General features: G+C 68.4%; 15 protein-coding genes. 2 read left to right on the forward strand and 13 right to left on the reverse strand.

What is annotated here, in order from left to right; translation table 11 throughout:
- Window positions 1-8 precede the first annotated feature (8 nt).
- Window positions 9-1,181, forward strand: coding sequence for a glutamate--cysteine ligase (locus IMT31_RS04265; protein ID WP_345362209.1), 1,173 nt, complete (start codon window positions 9-11; stop codon window positions 1,179-1,181).
- Window positions 1,182-1,237: 56 nt separating this feature from the next.
- Here IMT31_RS04265 and IMT31_RS04270 read toward each other — a convergent pair whose 3' ends face one another.
- The 11 genes from IMT31_RS04270 to IMT31_RS04320 all read right to left on the reverse strand — a co-directional run bounded on the left by IMT31_RS04270 (window position 1,238) and on the right by IMT31_RS04320 (window position 13,397).
- A complete protein-coding gene (locus IMT31_RS04270; protein ID WP_413543870.1) occupies window positions 1,238-2,494 on the reverse strand; it encodes a hypothetical protein in 1,257 nt (418 codons plus the stop codon).
- Window positions 2,494-4,020, reverse strand: coding sequence for a hypothetical protein (locus IMT31_RS04275; RefSeq protein WP_413543871.1), 1,527 nt, complete (start codon window positions 4,018-4,020; stop codon window positions 2,494-2,496). The genes IMT31_RS04270 and IMT31_RS04275 overlap by 1 nt, the downstream gene beginning before the upstream one ends.
- Window positions 4,017-4,547, reverse strand: coding sequence for a hypothetical protein (locus IMT31_RS04280; protein WP_413543872.1), 531 nt, complete (start codon window positions 4,545-4,547; stop codon window positions 4,017-4,019). Before IMT31_RS04280 ends, IMT31_RS04275 begins: the two co-directional genes overlap by 4 nt.
- Before the next feature lie 109 nt (window positions 4,548-4,656).
- Complete coding sequence (locus IMT31_RS04285) at window positions 4,657-6,054, reverse strand: hypothetical protein (RefSeq protein WP_413543873.1); 1,398 nt, start codon at window positions 6,052-6,054, stop codon at window positions 4,657-4,659.
- Window positions 6,051-7,448 (reverse strand): hypothetical protein, encoded by a 1,398-nt coding sequence (locus IMT31_RS04290; protein ID WP_413543874.1) that lies wholly within the window; start codon window positions 7,446-7,448, stop codon window positions 6,051-6,053. The genes IMT31_RS04285 and IMT31_RS04290 overlap by 4 nt, the downstream gene beginning before the upstream one ends.
- A 6-nt stretch (window positions 7,449-7,454) precedes the next feature.
- Window positions 7,455-7,988 (reverse strand): DUF6507 family protein, encoded by a 534-nt coding sequence (locus IMT31_RS04295; RefSeq protein WP_413543875.1) that lies wholly within the window; start codon window positions 7,986-7,988, stop codon window positions 7,455-7,457.
- A gap of 138 nt (window positions 7,989-8,126) precedes the next feature.
- Complete coding sequence (locus IMT31_RS04300; RefSeq protein ID WP_413543876.1) at window positions 8,127-9,575, reverse strand: hypothetical protein; 1,449 nt, start codon at window positions 9,573-9,575, stop codon at window positions 8,127-8,129.
- A gap of 16 nt (window positions 9,576-9,591) precedes the next feature.
- Complete coding sequence (locus IMT31_RS04305; protein WP_413543877.1) at window positions 9,592-11,025, reverse strand: hypothetical protein; 1,434 nt, start codon at window positions 11,023-11,025, stop codon at window positions 9,592-9,594.
- A 2-nt stretch (window positions 11,026-11,027) separates the two neighbouring features.
- On the reverse strand, window positions 11,028-11,501 hold the full coding sequence (locus IMT31_RS04310) for a DUF6507 family protein (protein ID WP_413543878.1): 474 nt from the start codon (window positions 11,499-11,501) through the stop codon (window positions 11,028-11,030).
- A gap of 106 nt (window positions 11,502-11,607) precedes the next feature.
- A complete protein-coding gene (gene tsaD / locus IMT31_RS04315; RefSeq protein WP_413543879.1) occupies window positions 11,608-12,798 on the reverse strand; it encodes a tRNA (adenosine(37)-N6)-threonylcarbamoyltransferase complex transferase subunit TsaD in 1,191 nt (396 codons plus the stop codon).
- A 50-nt stretch (window positions 12,799-12,848) separates the two neighbouring features.
- On the reverse strand, window positions 12,849-13,397 hold the full coding sequence (locus tag IMT31_RS04320) for a GNAT family N-acetyltransferase (RefSeq protein ID WP_413543880.1): 549 nt from the start codon (window positions 13,395-13,397) through the stop codon (window positions 12,849-12,851).
- A gap of 82 nt (window positions 13,398-13,479) precedes the next feature.
- Here IMT31_RS04320 and IMT31_RS04325 point away from each other — a divergent pair, with 82 nt between their 5' ends.
- Complete coding sequence (locus IMT31_RS04325) at window positions 13,480-14,622, forward strand: FUSC family protein (RefSeq protein ID WP_413543881.1); 1,143 nt, start codon at window positions 13,480-13,482, stop codon at window positions 14,620-14,622.
- A gap of 105 nt (window positions 14,623-14,727) precedes the next feature.
- Here the strand turns inward: IMT31_RS04325 and IMT31_RS04330 are convergent, their stop codons facing one another.
- On the reverse strand, window positions 14,728-15,711 hold the full coding sequence (locus IMT31_RS04330) for a hypothetical protein (RefSeq protein ID WP_413543882.1): 984 nt from the start codon (window positions 15,709-15,711) through the stop codon (window positions 14,728-14,730).
- Window positions 15,712-15,842: 131 nt separating this feature from the next.
- Window positions 15,843-16,724, reverse strand: a complete 882-nt coding sequence (locus IMT31_RS04335) for a uracil-DNA glycosylase (protein ID WP_413543883.1) — start codon at window positions 16,722-16,724, stop codon at window positions 15,843-15,845.
- Window positions 16,725-16,796: the final 72 nt, after the last annotated feature.

Raw genomic sequence — 16,796 nt, forward strand, 5'->3', positions numbered from 1 at the left:
TGGACCCCATGAGCCTTCCCTTCGCGCGGTCCGCACAGTCCACCCTGGGCCTGGAATGGGAACTGGCCCTCGTGGACGCCACGGACGCCACCCTGCAACCGGTCGCGGACCGGGTGCTGGCCGGCGTGGCGGACGCCGCCGAACTGCACCTCGGGCAGGAGCACCCCCACGTCAAGCCCGAGCTGTTGCTGAACACCGTGGAGCTCGTCACGGATGTCTGCCGAACGGTGTCCGAGGGGGTGGGCCAGTTGCGGGAGTCCGCGCAGGCCGTCCAGGCGGTCACGGACCCGATGGGGATCGATCTGTACTGCCAGGGCTCACACCCCTTCGCCGAGCCCACCGGCGAGGCCGTCACCCCGGCGGACCGCTACGGCAAGATGATCGACCGCACCCAGTGGTGGGGCCGGCAGATGCTGATCTACGGGGTGCACGTACACGTGGGCCTGGATGACGTGCGCAAGGCGATGCCCGTGGTGGACGGCCTGGTCAACTACGTGCCGCACTTCCTCGCCCTGTCCGCCTCCAGCCCGTTCTGGGCCGGCGTGGACACCGGCTACCAGTCCCAGCGCACCCTGATGTTCCAGCAGCTGCCCACCGCCGGGCTGCCGTTCCAGTTCCCCGAGTGGTCCGGCTTCGAACAGTGCGTGGCGGACCTGACCAAGACCGGCGTGATCGACGACGTCACCGAGTGCCGCTGGGATGTGCGCGCCGTCCCCCGCCTCGGCACCGTGGAGATGCGGGTGTCTGACGGGGTGGCCACCCTCGAGGAGATGGGCTCGATCGCCGCCCTGACCCAATGCCTGGTGCAGGACTTCTCCGACACCCTGGAGGCCGGCGGCACCATCCCGACCATGCCGCCGTGGCACGTGCAGGAGAACAAGTGGCGGGCCGCCCGCTACGGCCAGGACGCCATCATCATCCTGGACGCGGCCGGCGAGGAGACCCTGGTGTCCGAGCACCTGCGCGCCGAACTGACCCGACTGGCACCGGTGGCCGAGCGCCTCGGCTGCTCGGCCGAGCTGGCCGGGGTGGAGGACATCCTCGCCGGCGGTGGCGCGGCCGCGCACCAGCGGCGGGTGGCCGCCGCGGTGGCGGAAAACCCGGGGCACGACGCCGGCGCTCCCCTGCGCGCGGTCGTCGCCGATGCGGCGGCCCGGACGCGGGTGTCGGTCGGAAGGTAGGGGCCGGAGACCCGGCCGTCCAGCCGTCACCCGATGGGTCAGGTCAACCGGACGATCTACTGGTCGCTCAGCCCACCGACACCGAGCATGGTCCGGCAGAACATGCCGAACAGTTCGGTGGAGGGTACGGCTTCCAGCCGCACGTTGCGGCTCTCGGTGCCGGACCTGGGACCATCGGCCATCAGGGCGTAGTGGCCGTTGTGGAGGGTGCCGATGAACTGCCTCACCGTGACCGGCTGCCCCGCCTCGCCCTCCGGTTCGGGTGGAGACGGCCGCTCGTCCGGCGCGGCGAGGATCCAACGGAACCAAGTGTCCCCCCACACGTTCCTGAGCTCGTGGTCCGCGTCGGGCGGAGCCGGGGTGGAGGCATCGGCCAGACGTGCGGAGATCGTCTCGGTACCGAGGACGGTCTGGAGGTTGACGTGCGGAGCCGGGCCGATCCCGGCGAATCGTGCGGCGACCTCAGGCGCACGGCTGCGGTGCACCGTTCCGATCCACTGAGTGGTCCCCGAACGGACGAACACCACCGCTGCAGGGCCCGTCACGGAGATCTCCACCGTCCGCCTGCTTCCTGCTTCGTGTTCTGCCCTGAGCGTCCACCGGCGGGGGGACAGGACATGGGTGCGTGCCAGCCACCGCCCCTGCCGCGTCAGGAGGCCTTCTCCGTCGATGATTCCCGCGGCCGCCAAGGCCGTCCGATCTGAACGTGGCGCGAGGACGCCGGGATGGTCCGTGGCCGCTTCCTCGAAGAGCCAGCGAGCGGTGGCCGGTTGGATCTCCACCAGCGCGGGTATGGCCCGGGTGCCGGCGGGGCCGTAGTCCAGGACATGCGTCCCGCCCACCGGATGGATTCCTGGGGCGGAGCCGACGACGGAATCCAGCAGGCGTTCCATGTCTGTGAACAGCTCCGGCGAGAAGCGCGCCCGGACGAGGCACAGGCCATCTTCCTCAGGGAAGACCCAGCTCCGTTCCACCAGTGACCGGCCGTGAATCGAGGCAGCACGCAGGACGGTCCAGCCCTCCCCGTCGGGCCGCCGGAACGGCTCGATGGCCAGGTCCAGATGCTTTCCGTCGGGCACCGTCGGGTCGGGCCATGCCCCGGTCCAGACCCTGGTCCATGGATGGCGCTCCAAGGTGACCCGGGGAAAGGCCACCGGGGCTACCCGGGCGGCGGTGAACACCAGGGCGTCTTCCGATCCGGGGTCCACGACGCGCGTCCAGCCGGGAGCCTCGCCCAAGGCTCCCGCGCCGTCACGGAAGATGAGCTCGCGTAGGCCGACTTCGATGTCCAGTGTCTCCGTGGCTCCGGGCATCACCCCGTCCCCTCGGACTCAGGGGCGGGCCCGGCCGGCTTCGGGCCGGGTACCCCTTGGATCGTCGGGTTCTCCGGCGCATTCGGGTTGAGGGGGCCCTCCCCGGCCGGGGCCGTTCCCTCTTCCTTGGCGCGCTCCTCCACGAGGCGCCAGTACTCCTCCTCGTCGAACGTGTCCACCTCTTCGATGCGCTCGCCCTTGCGATTCACCATCTCCGATTCGGACCAGGTGTCGTCATAGACCTTGTCGATGATCACGTCCACCACAGCACCCGTGGCCTCGTCGAGGACATAGGCGATCACGTACGAACCGCCGAAGGTGGCACCGGCAGTGGCGGATGCGGCGGCACCGATGGGGATGGACACGACGGTCTTGGTGGCGCTGGTCGTCAGATCCTTGGTGGCGTAGTGCTCCTCGATCTCGTCGAGGTCCGCGTCGGACATCAGCGGAGCCACGGCCTGCTCGTTGAAACGGCCGGCCTGTCCGGCACCGTGGGCACCGTTCACCATCATCCCCAGGGACACCAGCGTCATGACGCTGCCCACAGTCGGCAGATGGCCGCCCGCTCCGGCGTCGTTGGCCGCTCCGACCAACCGGCCGGCGATGTCGTAGGCCGAGAGGTACTGGGTTTCACCTTCTTCGTTGACACCGGTGGGCAGTTTGACATCTGCCATGTCCGGGTCGGCAGCCATCGCATTCACGATCGCCGTGTTGAGGTTCGGGTCCATGGCACTGCCCGCTCGGACCTTGGTCCCGTCCGGAAGAGTCACCCACTTGCGGCCCTCCTCGTCCATGTAGTCGTAGGGAAGTTCATCCAGGTCGATGGTTCCCGAAAGACGGCGGATCTCCTCCATGGTCAGTTGGCTGCCGAAGGTTTCGCTCTCAAGGAGCATGAATTCGAGTTCCTCGCGAGAGTCCGCAGCGTCGAGCCCGGCCTGCCGGGAGGTGAACGCGAACTGGGCCAAGTCCTCCATGTCCAGACTCTCCATGGCAGTGACCAGTGCCATCTGCCCTTGGTCCAAGAAGACCTGGTGGTCCCGCCCGCGCATCTTCAGCTCCGGCAAGGCCCCGGTGATCAGACGGTGCAGCTCTTCTCCGCGTTCGGTTTCGAAGATCTTGCCCACGTCTCCGCCCGTCAGCTCCTGGAGTTCCCGGTCCTGGTTGAGGACTGGGATGATGTCCTCCATGTAGGTGTCGTGACGTTCTTTGTAGTCATCGCACACCGCCGCATAGATGCCCAACGCCCCGGCGATGACGGTTCCGGCTGACTTGAGGGCGGAAAGGTGCCGTGCGTCCTCATCCATCGCCGTGAGGACCTCATCCGTCTCGTAGGTGACGTAGTTGCCCTCGATCTCCCTCCAGGTCTGGAAGACCGGCTGGATGTCATCGGCCGTCCCCTGGAGTGCGGCCGAGACCGCCTCTGCGCGTTGCCTGATGAGATCGGCGTTCGGTGGGAGGGAGAGTACGGGAACGAGCCCGCGGTGGTGGTCCGGGCTGATACCCGATTCTGCAACGGAGATGATCACGGGGTGTTGTCCTCATAGTCCGGGTGGGTACTGAAGGGCGAGGTCGCAGGGGACTCCGAGGTGTCCACGGGCGCCCGCTTGTGGGCTGAGTTGTCATTGTTGCCCGTACCGGCGGTTCCGCCCTCCCGAAGTACGGTGCCGTCCGAGTTCATCACTGTGGGGTAGTCCAGCGCGACGTCTCCGTTCGCCTCTGACTCGGCCCTGACCTTCTGCTCGATGTCTCCCGAGACATAGGAATCGACTGCATCACTGAAGGCACCGATCACGTGGTCGATGTGACTGCAAATGCCCTGGTGGGTGGGCTTGAGCTTGTCCTGATAGAGCTCTTGGGGCAGATCGGGGAATCGCTCGAAGTATCCGAGCACTCCCGAGCCCCCCTTGACGCTTCGTCCGCTGCCGCAGGCGTTGAAGGCGTCTTCGAGCGCCCCCAGCACCTTGGAGAAATGATCGTTCCGCGCCAGCATGCCCTCCTGGGCCCTGCCGGCAATGCCTCGGCAGGTGTCGGGAACGACGAAGTAGTCAGTCACAGTAGATGCTCGCCTTCTTGCCGCTTCAACCTGGGATCGTGTTGATCCGAGACTATCGGGGGCTGACCATCGAATCGATGGGGAGAGCTCCCCATCGCCGCCGTCAGCGTCAGCTCAGGGACCGGCACCAGTCGCGGACGTGTTGCAGGAGGGCTAGGCCGGAGACCGCCTCGAGCCGGAACCGCGCCGGGGAGCCCGGGCCCGAGGGCAGGCACCGGTAGTGACCGAAACCCGGGACCGTCAGGATCTGGAGGACCGGCCCCACAGCCTGTCCGGCGGTGTCGCTCCGATGCGCGGACCCGCCCTCCCTCAGATGCGGGACCACCTGCCACAGGGCCCTCGGGGAGGCCCACCAGGCCTGCAGCGGATTCGCCGGCCCCTCGAGACCCTCCGAGGCCGAGGGAGACGCGAAGAGCTGTTCCCAGGTCAACGGATCCTCCGGCGGGACATGCGGCCCCTCCGGGACGAAGCCGATCATGCGCAGGATCAGCTCCGCAGTGCGGGGTCGAGGGTAGAGGCCCACCTGATGGTGGCTTTCCGGCACGGAGGGCGCGGCGACAGCCAGGGCACGGTCCTCATCGATCCACATCCTTCCCCTCGCCGAGGTCCCGGTCGCATCGGTGCGGTGGATGTCCAGCCGGGTCCGGGCCTCGCGGCGGGTCCGGCTGATCCGTCGGCCTGATTCGGTCGGCGTGCCGTCGGCCTGCGCCAGACCAGCGGTCACTGCGTCGGCCGGTGCCGCAGGAGGGGCCACCTCCAGCCGCCCCCGGCTCGCTTCGGCCAACTGAGGGAGGCGATCGATCCAGTCCACGCCGGCCGGCCCCAGCGTGATCGGATCCGGCATCGGGGCCGGTAGCTGCCGGCCAGCCTGCCACTGACTGAATCGCTCGGCGGCCTGATCCACGCTGCCGGGCCACGGGCCGGCGTCGGAGGCCTCGAGGCCGGCGACCATCGCGTCCACGCGGTGGTCCAGGTACTTACCGAGGGCCGCGGCGTATCGGGACGTGACGGTCACCTCCACACCGCCGGCCGCCGGCAGATCCCAGCGCCGGTGCTGGATCACGCCATCCGGCCCATGGTGCAACCATGACGCGTGCACCCCGTTCCATCCCCCGCCGCTCCAGCGCTCCACGGCCAGTGCCAGGTCTTGCGGCACAGGCAGGACATCGGCCGCCGGAGCCTCGCCTGGGCGGGCTCCGGGCGTGCCGGAGAGCGTCACCGCGATCTGGGCCAGGACACCTCGACTCCGAACGGCGTCGGTCAGCAGCAGCGTCTGGTGGACACCCCGCACCCGCAGTTCCGTCCATCCGTCCGGGACGGGCAGTCTCGGCCCCTGGGAGCGGTCCGGGCCCGCGAGCCTGGACAGCTCGTCCACCTCGTCCGGACCGAGGCCGCCTGGCACGGACGGGGCCCGAATGACCCGGAAACGGTCCGGCTCTCCGGCCAGCGCCTGAATCACGCGGTCGCGGTCGCGGTCCGCGGCGCCGCCGAGTGCGGATCCTGTCACTCCGGGAACTCGCCGTCGGAGAGCTCGTCCACCTCGTCGATGTCCCAGGTGTTGAGCTGTTCGTCGCCCCACTCGACCAGCCAGCCGACGATCTCTCCGGTGACCTGGTCCACCACTGCGCCGATCAGGATGGACCCGCCACCGGTGACCGGTGCCGCGGCTCCGGCCACGAAACCGACCACTGTGCTGGCACCCGTGGTGATGGCCGACTTGCCCAGGTTCACGTCCCGACGCTCATCGAGGATGTCCTCAGTGAAGAGCGGATACAGGTTCTCCTCCAGCTCCCGCTGCGAGTTGGCCCCGTGGGCCCCCTGGAGCAGGCTGATGGCCACGCCGAGGCCCGTGAATCCGCGGGCCGTCCGGTTCTTGTCCATGTCCGGCCGATGGTTCTCGAGGTAGTCCTGGGCCTGCTCGCTGCCGCGGCCGTACAACTGGCTGATGGTGGTGTTGATGACGTCCTGACCGTCCGAGGAGGGAATCTGGATCTCCATCTCCCCCACCTCGGGGTCATTGGCCATGGCCACCAGGATCGACTCGGTGAGGTTCGGGTCCATCATGGACCCGGCCCGGACCATGCGGCCGTCCGGGGCACGGACCCAGGTCCGTCCCTCCGCATCCGTGTACTGCCCGGAGAAGCCGCCCTCGCCGAAGGCGTCCTCGGCGATGCGGCGGGCCTGCTCCTCCGTGAGCCCAAGGCCCTCGAACGCCTCCGAGTTCATGATCCAGTCCGTGAGCTCGTCCACGTCATCCGCCACGTCCAGCGCTTCCTCCCGTTTCGAGAAGCGCAGGTTCGCCAGGTCGCCCAGATCGATATCGCCGATGGAGTCCTTGTAGGCCTGGCGGGCATCCTTGACCTTCTGGACCGCATCTGCCGCGGCGTCCTGGTAGGTGCCTCGTTCGATCTGCAGGTCGCTCTGGACCTCGGCCCAAGGCTTGCCGTACTTCTCCTCGAACTCCTCATCGTCCAGGGAGGACTTGTCAGCCTCCATGGCCTTCCAGCGGTCCACGAACCCCGGAGCCCAGCCGAGGTTGTCCACCCAGGTCTGTTTGACGGAGCTGCCCTCGATGGTGGCGGAGTACGTCGTATGGGCTCCCATCAGCATCTGCCCTGCCTGCGCCAGGGCCATGGCCGGCCCGATCTGGTCATTCATGGCGGTGGCCACCAGATCGGCATCGGCGCATTGGTAGTGGTTGACCAGTTGGCCCCAGAGATCGAAGATCTCGTCGAAGCGCTCCCGAGTGAGCTGCAGGTTGTTGGCGAAGTCCACGGCGGCCTCGTCCGACTGATCGGGATTCGGCTGCAGCATGGCCCACGGGGCGAGCATCTCCCAGTAGCCCTCACGCTGGTGGTAATGGCCGGTACCGGCATATTCGGCGTTGTTGAGTCCTGTCATGTCTGCCTACTTCCCGTCCACTTCGCGGATGTTGTCAGCACGCTGGAAGGGCTCAGGGGCCACATCGCCCTTCGTCAGCGGTTCCGTCGGATCGCCGGACGGGCCGGCCTCCTCCGTGGTGGGCGGAGTGTCCTCGCCGTGACCGGTGGCAGGGTGACCGTAGGTGTACCCGGTCTCCCCGGAATGCCGCACCTCCGGCATCTCATCGGACCGGTGCTGGGAGTCGAAGGCCATCTGCGCGTCCCCGGATGCGAAGTAGTTGACGACCTCCTGCATGGCATTGACCTTGTGCTCCACAGCTCCGACCAGGTCGTCCATATAGTCGGGAAGGGTGGTGCCCGCCAGTTTCTCCAGGTCATCGTCCAGGTTCTTGGAGACATACTGAACGGACTCGGCTTCCTTCTTCACACCAAGCCGGGCACGGACATCGTCCATGTTGCCGCCGATCTTGTCGAAATCGGTGCGGATGTCATCCAGAAGCCCGCGCATCCGGCTGATCAGCACCTGGCATTGATCAACCTCAATCCAGTATTCGGTCATGCCATCACCTCGTGCGTCGCCACTTTCATGCGTTCAGCCCATCCCGATCATCGACAGGCTCCGGTTTCTGCAACCACGCTAGAGGACAGCCCCGCAGCAGGCCATGGGGACATCTCCCCATGGCCTGTTGGTCTCGCGTCAGAGGCGGTGTTCGACGGGATCCTCTGAGGTGCGGCCGGTGAGGCGGTTCAGCAGAGTCACCACCAGGCTTGAGGTCTGGGCCGGGACGAGGCGCACGGCCGCGGGCTGCCGGGCATCAGTCCCGCCGGCCACACCACCCAGGCCGTCCGTGCCGGCAGGACGCGTCAGCACCTGATTACCGTGCCGGCCGGCGTTGAGGGCCATGAGCAGCGGCGCGGGGTCACCGGACGTGGTCCCGTCCGGTGCTCGGTCCTCAGTCTCCAGGGTCCACAGCAACCACGCTGATTCCCACAGGTCTTGCCACCGTGCGTCACCGGCCAGGTGCTCCGGCAGCTCGGTCTCCGGGTTCAGGGCCCGCCGGACCAACAGGTCCCGAGAGACCGTGTCCTGCTCCAGCCGGCGCGAATCGGACGGGCCCAAGGCAGCGGCCCGGAGCACCAGCTCCGGGGCGCGCTCGGCCGGGAAGAGACCGATCAGCGCCTCGTCCGGCACCCCCTGGACCGGGAGGGCATGCGCGACGGCGGCCACCAGGCCTCCTGCCCGGAACAGCTCGACGGCGCGGTGCCGGCCGTGCTGACTGTGGATGGTCAGGGTGGAGACCTGTTCGGGGTGCTGCAGGAGCGAGGCGAATGCGCCGCCCCGGCCCGTCAGGTGGCGGGTGGCAGCATCGGCCAGCCCGGCCGCCACCACAGGTCGCGCCGATTCATCCTGGAGCTCACCCCAGGCGGCATCCGGGCGGTGAGTGCGCAGGAACTCGAGCGCCTCGGGTCTCAGTTCCACCATCGGGGCCCCCGCCCAAGTCCTCGCAGAGCTGTACCGCTCTCGGGGACCCGCATGGCCGTCGTCGGGCCCGGCCGCTGCCTGGGTCCGAGCGGCTTCACCGGCGCGCCGTGTCACCTTGACCATGGACTGGCGAGCAGGATATTCGGCTGCCAGGGCAGGCGCCCAGTCGGCAGGGATGGCACCGGCCATCGAGTCCAGGAGCATCTCCAGAAGGGGCAGATCGCCCACGGCGCAGACAGCGGTGGCGTCCAGGGCCGGCGTGTCCTTCAGGGGGTCGAACCCCTCGGGCAGCTCGTCCACCGCTGACCACAGCAACCAGCGGGTCTCCGCCACAGGCTGGCCGGTCAGTGACGGCACCAGGCGCAGGAAGCGCAGGCCGAACCAGTCACCGCCGGACCAGCGGTCCATGCCCACGGGCACGCCCCGGGCCGGATCCGGCCCGCTGGGGGCACCGAACCGTGGCGATTCCGGGGCCGAGTCAGTCCGCGGGTCATGTACCTCGGTGTTCTCGGGCAGGTCGGCGTTCGTGCTCCAGTGGCGAACCGTGAACAAGGGAGTGATCCGGTCAGGCCCGGGCAACGGCATCATCAACAGGTCGGCCCCGGGGAGGAAACCCGGGGACCAGCCAGTGGGGACCGTCAGGGTGGTGGTCGGAGTGCTCATGAGGACTCAGTCATGGCTACCGGATCTTCCCCTGCCGATGCGCCTCGTCCAGTTCCTCGATGCTCCACGTCTTGGAGACGGTCCCGTCCATCACCGCGTCAGAGGCCTTCGAGACACCCACCCCGGTACCTGCCCCCACGAGGAACCCGACGCCGCCGGTCGTCCCAGTCACGACCACAGCCGTACCTCCTCCGGCGATCCCTGAGACCGTGGAGACGACCTGCTTCGTCGCGTAGCGGCTACTCCGATCTCCGGCCTCTGCATCGGACAACAGAGGCGACTGCACCCCCTGGGCATGCTTCTGTTGGCCGACGTCCAGGCCGGTGGCGAAAACATCGATGGGTGCTCCCGCCACCCCCTTGCCCAGCCCCTTGGCGACGGTGCCGGAGGCCGGCTTCGAGCCGGTGTCGATGCCGTTGACGAGCCGGTCATAACCGGCCACCGTACCCTCATTGGCTCCGAGTCCTCCGGCCCAGGTAGCCGCTCCACCCGCCTTGGACGTGCCGAAACTCGTCCCGGGCATGTCCACTGCGGCGTCACTCAGGACTGGGTCCTTGTTCATGGCGTCCCAGATGGCGGCATTCAGGTTCGGGTCCATGGCGGAGCCCACGCGCACCGCCTCACCGTCCGGGCCGAAGACCCAGTGCGTTCCGTGGGAGTCGATGTAGTCCGTCGGCAGGTCCTGGTACACGTCATCCCACACCGCTTCAGCAACCTCGTCCGCGCGGGAGTCCATGCCCTCTACACCCGAGAAGACATGGCTGGCCTTGATGCGTTCTTCCAAAGCATCGACCGTCGGGATGGTGGAGATGGCCTCCGGAGTGCTGGAGATCCTGATCTCGCCCAGTTCCTCCATATCGATCGCCTTGAGCGCTTCGGACAACGTGGCCCGAGCAGTGTTGAGCGTAGTGATGATCTTTGTTGAACCCGAGGCCTCGTGGTCACGACGCTGCCTCATGAGGGCGGCCTGCCGGGTCATGGCGTCAGACCCGTATTTCTCCTCGTACTCCTCGGCGGACAGACTGCTGGTCAGATGCTCGATCCACTTCGGGTACCACTCGCTCACCCACGTGTTGTATGGGGAACGGGCGGTGCTCACGCTGGAGACCGATTCCTTGTAGGCCGACACCGCAGTGTGGAAGGAGCGACCGGCCCGCTTGAGCGCCACCAATTTCCCGATCACGGGGTCCATGGCCCGCAGGACCTTGTCCGTATCCGCCGCCGTGTAGTGGTCACGCAGGGCGGCCCACTTGGTGACGGCGTCCATGAGGTGGTCATAGGTGTCTGAGCAGGCATCCTCAACCAGCTTGGCTTGGTCCTCGGCCGAGGAGCCATCGGGCTCCTCGATGGCGAACCCGACGTCGTCGGTCTTGTAGTCAGTTGTCCGTCCCTGGGCGTCATGCCCGGTCCCGGAGGAGGAGTGGAACGTGATGTCCAGATAGCGCGTCATGATCAGCCGGCCGCCTTCTTCTCCGCGTACTCCGCCGAGTAGGGCGAGTCATACCGCACTGCGCCCTGGCTGTCCGGCAGTCTGCTCGGCGCCGGGATGGCGCTGGGGACACCAGCCTTCCCGCCAGGGGTGTTCTGAGGGCCAGGCACAGCCTTCCGCCCATCGCCGGTCATCGCGATGTCGCCGTCGGCGTAGGCGTCGACGGCCAGGGACATGGCGCTGATGCACGCGCCAAGCTCCTTCAGAACAGCGTCATAGGTCTTGACGAGTTTGTCCTCATAGAAGTCATAGAGTTCCCGGTCCAGGGCACTGGCCTCGGGATGGGTGTTCTGCAGCTCCGGGGTGGAGTAGAGGTGTCCATCCACCATCTGGACGGTTGCCTCCAGATCCTTGAAGGTCTCGCAGTCGTCCTTGATCGTCTGGACGTCCTTGAGGATCGCCCGGCATTCGTCCACGTCGATCTCGTAGTTCGTCACAGCCAATACTTCTCCCTAGACGCGGTCAGTTGCACTGGGGACAGAGTAGGGGTTCTGTCAGTGGTGAAGCGATGGGGAGAGGTCCCCATGCACCCGCAGCACAGCCTCAGGCGACCAGCGAGATCCGCTCCACGGGTTGGCCCGGGTCAGCCGCGAAGTCCAGCCCGGACGGCTCCACGCCATCCGCCACGAGTTGCGCCCCCAGGGCCGCGACCATGGCCCCGTTGTCCGTGCAGAGCCTCACGGGGGGCACCGTCAGCCCGATCCCGGCGGCCTCGCAGCGCTCGGCCAGCAGCGAGCGCAGCCGCGAGTTGGCGGCCACGCCCCCGCCGAGCATCAGGTGCCGGATCCCGTGTTCGGTGCAGGCCCGCACGGCCTTGGCGGTGATCACGTCCGCGACCGCCTCCTGGAAGGAGGCGGCGATGTCCGCCGTCGGGATCTCGGTGTCCGGGACCCCCGCGGCCTCGAACTGCTCCACACAGCGGGCCACCGCGGTCTTCAATCCGGAGAAGGACCAGTCGTGGCGGTGCTTGCCGGGTTCCTCGGCAGTGCCGACGAACTTGGGTGCGCTCAGCCCGCGCGGGAAGCGGAAGGCCTTCGGGTCCCCCTGCTGGGCCAGCCGGTCGATCACGGGGCCACCGGGGTAGCCCGCCCCGAGCAGCCGAGCCACCTTGTCATAGGCCTCGCCGGCCGCATCGTCGATGGTGGAGCCCAGCAGCGTCACGTCCGAGGTGAGGCGGTTGACCTGCAGGATCTCGGTGTGTCCGCCGGAGACGAGCAGTGCCCCCAGGTGCTCCGGGAGGACCGATCCCGCCGTGCCGGAGTGCACGACGCCGGCCGGCTGGGTCCCGCTCCCGGCCTGCGGTTCCCCGCCGCGCACCCCGTCCAGGACGCCCACGCCAACGTGGGCGACAAGGTGGTTGATCCCGTAGAGCGGCTTCCCGGTGGCCAGGGCCAGGGCCTTCGCGCCGGCCACCCCCACCATGAGGGCGCCGGCCAGTCCGGGCCCGGAGGTCACGGCGATCGCGTCGATCTCCCCCAGGGTGACGCCGGCGGTGTCCAGGGCCTGCTGCAGGGTGGGAGTGAACTCCTCGAGGTGCGCGCGGGCCGCGATCTCGGGGATGACCCCGCCGAACCGGACATGCTCCTCCATGGAGGACGCCACCGCGTTGGCCAGCAACTGCGTGCCGCGCACGATCCCGAAGCCGGTCTCGTCGCAGGAAGACTCGATGCCGAGGACAAGAGGGGCGGAGCCAGGCGCCGCAGCCATCGGCGGGGCGGATTCGGGGACGGACATGGCGTCCAGTCTATCGATCCGCCCTCCACCGGGCGGCCCGTCTCACGGCTTCAGGCGGGCAGCAGGTGCCTCCGCATGATCAGCGCGTCCACCCGGCCGGTGCCCGCCTCAGCATCCCCCGGGTAGTAGCCCGCTCGCGTGTGGATGTGCTCGAAGCCGTGCCGCGTGTACAGCGCCTGCGCCCGCTGATTGTCCGCACGGACCTCGAGCAACAGGTCACGCGCCCGGCGCCGGCCGGATTCGATCGCCATCCACTGCAGCATCGCGGTGCCCAGCCCATGCCCCTCGGCCTCCGGCACCACGGCGATGGTCTGGACGTCAGCCAGCGGGGGCACGCACATCAGCCCGCAATACCCCACCACCGTGCCGGCCCCCTCCCCCGCGTCTCCCGGCACCGGGCCGGTGATGACGCGGTAGGCGCGCGTGCCGCCGTCGTGCTCGGGGCCTGCCTGGGCGAGCTCCTCCTCGAAGAAGCTCAGCGGCCAGGCGTCCAGCGGGAACAGCCGCTCCTCGAGGGCGTGCACCCCCGGCAGATCGGACCACTCCATCGGGCGCATCGCGTATCCGGCAGGCAGGACGGGGTCCGGGGGAAGCAGCATGCCCGTCATTCTACGAAGCTCCCCTACCGGGTGGCCGCCGCATTAGGGTGGCGAGGAGACCACCATCGAGGGAGGGATTGTCATGACGCAGACGGCAGCTGCCAGACCACCGGGCGCTCTCCGGCGGGTGACCGAGTGGACCGTCCGGCAGGTCACGGAACCCGGCTTCCTCACGGCCACGCTCCAGACCCTCAAGAGCGTGGTCGCGGCCGCGCTGGCCTGGTGGTTCTCTGTGGCCGTGCTCGCCAGTGAGTTCCCGTTCCTGGCGCCGTGGGTGGCCATGCTGGCGGTGCATGCCACCGTGTACCGCTCGTTGTGGCACGGGGTGCAGACCTTTGTGGCCTCCACCCTGGGCGTCGGGTTGTCCTTCGTCATCGGCAACACCTGGGGCGTCAGCGTGTGGTCGTTCGCCCTCGCGCTGCTGATCGGCCTGATACTGGCCCGTATCCCAGGGATCCGCTCGGAGGGGGTGGCCGTGGCGACCACCGCACTCTTCGTGCTCAGCAGCGGTTTCACCGACCAGGAGCCCCTCCTCCTGGAGCGGATCGTGGAGGTCGGCGTGGGTGTGGCCTTCGGACTCGCGATCAACCTCCTCGTCATCCCGCCGCTGCAGGACCGGCAGGCCGCCCGCTACGTGGACTCCATCAACCTCCGCATGGGCGAGCTCATGGTGGAGATGACGGATCAGCTGGCCGATTCCTGGGACACCGAGCAGGCCGACTCGTGGATTCAGGAGACCGAATCCATGAGCCGCCAGGTCAACCAGGCGTGGACCTACGTCTGGTTCGCCCGCGAGAGCGAACGGGCCAACCCTCGGGCCTACCTCAGCCGGCGAGAGTCGGATCGGCGCCCCGCGCGCCAGCACGAGAACCAGAAGGCCGGCTATGGCGAGATCCTCTCCCGCGCGGACGAGGGGATCTCACACCTGCGGCACCTGGCCCGCACCCTGCGCGAGTCCACCTATGCCGAGGGCGCCTGGAACGAGAGGTTCCGCACCGAGTGGGTGGCCATCGTGCGAGACGCCGGGCGGGCCATTGCCGACCCGGATGCCGACGTGGAACCGGTCCACGAGCGGCTGGACAGCCTGGCCCGCGAGCTGTCCGAAGACCACGACCTCCCGGAATCCTCCTGGCCCACCTACGGCTCACTCATCACGAGCATGCGCCACATCGCCGTCATCGTGGATGACGTCGCCTCCTCCCGCAGGGCCCGGGAGGCCAACTGACCCTTCGGTGACGATCACCCTCCGGTTACGATCACGCTTCCGGTCGAGAATCGCCGATGCACCCACCCGCAAACGTGCTCATAACTCCCGCGCCTTCGCCGTTGTTCACCGTGAGGTCTGGCGCTGGATGGCCCGGCGCAGCCTTTCCAGGAACAACCGCTCGCCCTGCACGGTGAAGATGTCATCGGCAGCCTTCACGGATTCCCAGCCGTGGTCGGTGAAGTCGCTGTCACGGTGGATGTCACTATTCAGCTGAGCGTTCGCTCCGTGATGACGGCCGTCGTATTGGATGGACACCCGCCATTCCGGGTAGTGCAGGTCCGGACGCCGTTTCAGGGTGGGCGAGAGCTGCACCTCCTGGTTGACCACCGGTTCGGGCAGGCCTGCCTGGAGGATGATCATCCGGACCCGGGTCTCCGCCGCAGAGTCCACTCCTGCCCGGATCAACTCGCGTGCCTGCCGGGCGGCGTTGATGCCCTTGGTCCGCCGCCGCCTGCTGATGGCAGCGTCGAGGCCTGCAAGAGTGGAGAGGGGGTGGCTGCGGCCCAAGATCTCGACCCCTCGCAACGGTCCATCCTGCCTCTGCAACAGGGCGTCACCTGCCGCCACGAGCCGCATCGGATCGTGGATCTGCGTCGCCAGGTCCAACCACGTCCGTTCAGGCGTCGTCAGCCGGAGCCCGTTGATCTCCACCACGTCCGAGGGATGCAGCTTCGCCTTGTGCCCTGTGATCCCGGGCCTCCGCCGCGTCCCGGCGGTCCCCTTTCGACCGGTGAGGTGAATCGGCAGGTCCTCTTCCAACGCCGCCGGCATCCAGAGGCCCCAGAGCCGGGCCGCCGTCGAATGGCTGAGATAGTGCTCGCCCGGCAGTGAGGACACGGCCGTCACCATCTCGAGCCAGGGCCTCTCCCCCACATCCCAGAACCGGATCCCGCGCGTGGCCGTCACCAGGGACGGGTGCCTCAACTGGTATTCCGTCATCCCGGCCGCGCGGGCCTCCGCCGCGGTGAACACCACCTTGCCGATGCCCCCTGGGTACGCGGGGCCCTCGGAACGTTCAAGGTCGTCAGCCTCCTGTGTCACGTCCATGCAGATCAGCATGGACGTGTGCGAGGAACCCCGCAGGAGTTATCCACAGGCCCCGTTACGATCACGCTTGAGGTCGAGTGCATCGGCGTTTCTCGACCACAAGCGTGATCGTAACCAGAGGGGGGTGGTGGCTACAGCAGCCCGATGACCTCGTCCAGCATCGGCTCGGTCAGACGGCCCGTGAAGGTGTTCTGCTGCGAGACGTGATAGCAGCCGACCACGCGGACGTGCCGGCCTGAACCGCCGCCCTGGCCCGGCACCGTGAACACCGTCTGCGCCCCGTGCCCGAACTTCGCCCGCGGCCGCGGCACCGTCCAGCCCACGCGGACCGCAGCGGCGTGCACGGACTGCCAGCCGATCCCGCCGAGCACCAGGATCGATTCCACGGAGGTGGCCAGCTGCAGTTCCCGGTCCAGCCACGGCCCGCAGGCGGCACGTTCGTCCGGCGTCGGCCTGTTGTCCGGCGGGGCGCAGTGCACCGGCGCCACCATCCGCGCGCCCACCAGCCGCTGCCCGTCGCCGGCGGCGTACGACGCCGGCCGCTCGGCATACCCTGCCCGGTACAGCGCCGCGAAGATCCAGTCCCCGGACCGATCTCCCGTGAACATCCGCCCGGTGCGGTTTCCGCCGTGCGCGGCAGGGGCCAGCCCGACGACCAGCACCCGCGGCTCGGAATCCCCGAAGGACGGGACGGGCCGGCCCCAATACGGCTCCCCCACCCACGCCCGGCGTTTGTCCCGGGCCACGGTCTCGCGCCAGTCCACCAGCCGGGGGCAGGCGCGGCACACGGAGACCCGGGCGTCCACCTCGGCCAGGGACTGCGAGGTGCGCGCCGCCTTCCGCACCTGCGCGGCCGAGGCGGCGGCCGGCGTCGTGGGCTGGGCCGGGTCCTCCGGCCAACCGGTGCCGGCCGGGACCGGCGAGGCGAAGGACTGCCCCGTCAGTGGGTGCGGCAGCAGGGGGCCGAGATCGGTGAGGTCCACCCCTCCATCTTCTCCCCTGGCACCGTTCATCTGCTCTGACTGCTCTGTCCGCTCTGACCTGCTTCTGGCGAGGGCTCGGACTCCAGATCCCAGCGCAGCGGC

It is taken from the genome of Citricoccus nitrophenolicus (genome assembly GCF_047305825.1).
Classification (GTDB): domain Bacteria; phylum Actinomycetota; class Actinomycetes; order Actinomycetales; family Micrococcaceae; genus Citricoccus; species Citricoccus nitrophenolicus.

Bases quoted from the DNA above. Each gene is read 5' to 3' on its own strand.
- IMT31_RS04295 (WP_413543875.1), bottom strand. From the start codon at position 7,988: ATGACCGAATACTGGATTGAGGTTGATCAATGCCAGGTGCTGATCAGC.
- IMT31_RS04330 (WP_413543882.1), bottom strand. From the start codon at position 15,711: ATGGACGTGACACAGGAGGCTGACGACCTTGAACGTTCCGAGGGCCCC.
- IMT31_RS04320 (WP_413543880.1), bottom strand. From the start codon at position 13,397: ATGCTGCTTCCCCCGGACCCCGTCCTGCCTGCCGGATACGCGATGCGC.
- IMT31_RS04325 (WP_413543881.1), top strand. From the start codon at position 13,480: ATGACGCAGACGGCAGCTGCCAGACCACCGGGCGCTCTCCGGCGGGTG.
- IMT31_RS04270 (WP_413543870.1), bottom strand. From the start codon at position 2,494: ATGCCCGGAGCCACGGAGACACTGGACATCGAAGTCGGCCTACGCGAG.
- IMT31_RS04300 (WP_413543876.1), bottom strand. From the start codon at position 9,575: ATGAGCACTCCGACCACCACCCTGACGGTCCCCACTGGCTGGTCCCCG.
- IMT31_RS04305 (WP_413543877.1), bottom strand. From the start codon at position 11,025: ATGACGCGCTATCTGGACATCACGTTCCACTCCTCCTCCGGGACCGGG.
- IMT31_RS04290 (WP_413543874.1), bottom strand. From the start codon at position 7,448: ATGACAGGACTCAACAACGCCGAATATGCCGGTACCGGCCATTACCAC.
- tsaD (WP_413543879.1), bottom strand. From the start codon at position 12,798: ATGTCCGTCCCCGAATCCGCCCCGCCGATGGCTGCGGCGCCTGGCTCC.
- IMT31_RS04335 (WP_413543883.1), bottom strand. From the start codon at position 16,724: ATGAACGGTGCCAGGGGAGAAGATGGAGGGGTGGACCTCACCGATCTC.
- IMT31_RS04265 (WP_345362209.1), top strand. From the start codon at position 9: ATGAGCCTTCCCTTCGCGCGGTCCGCACAGTCCACCCTGGGCCTGGAA.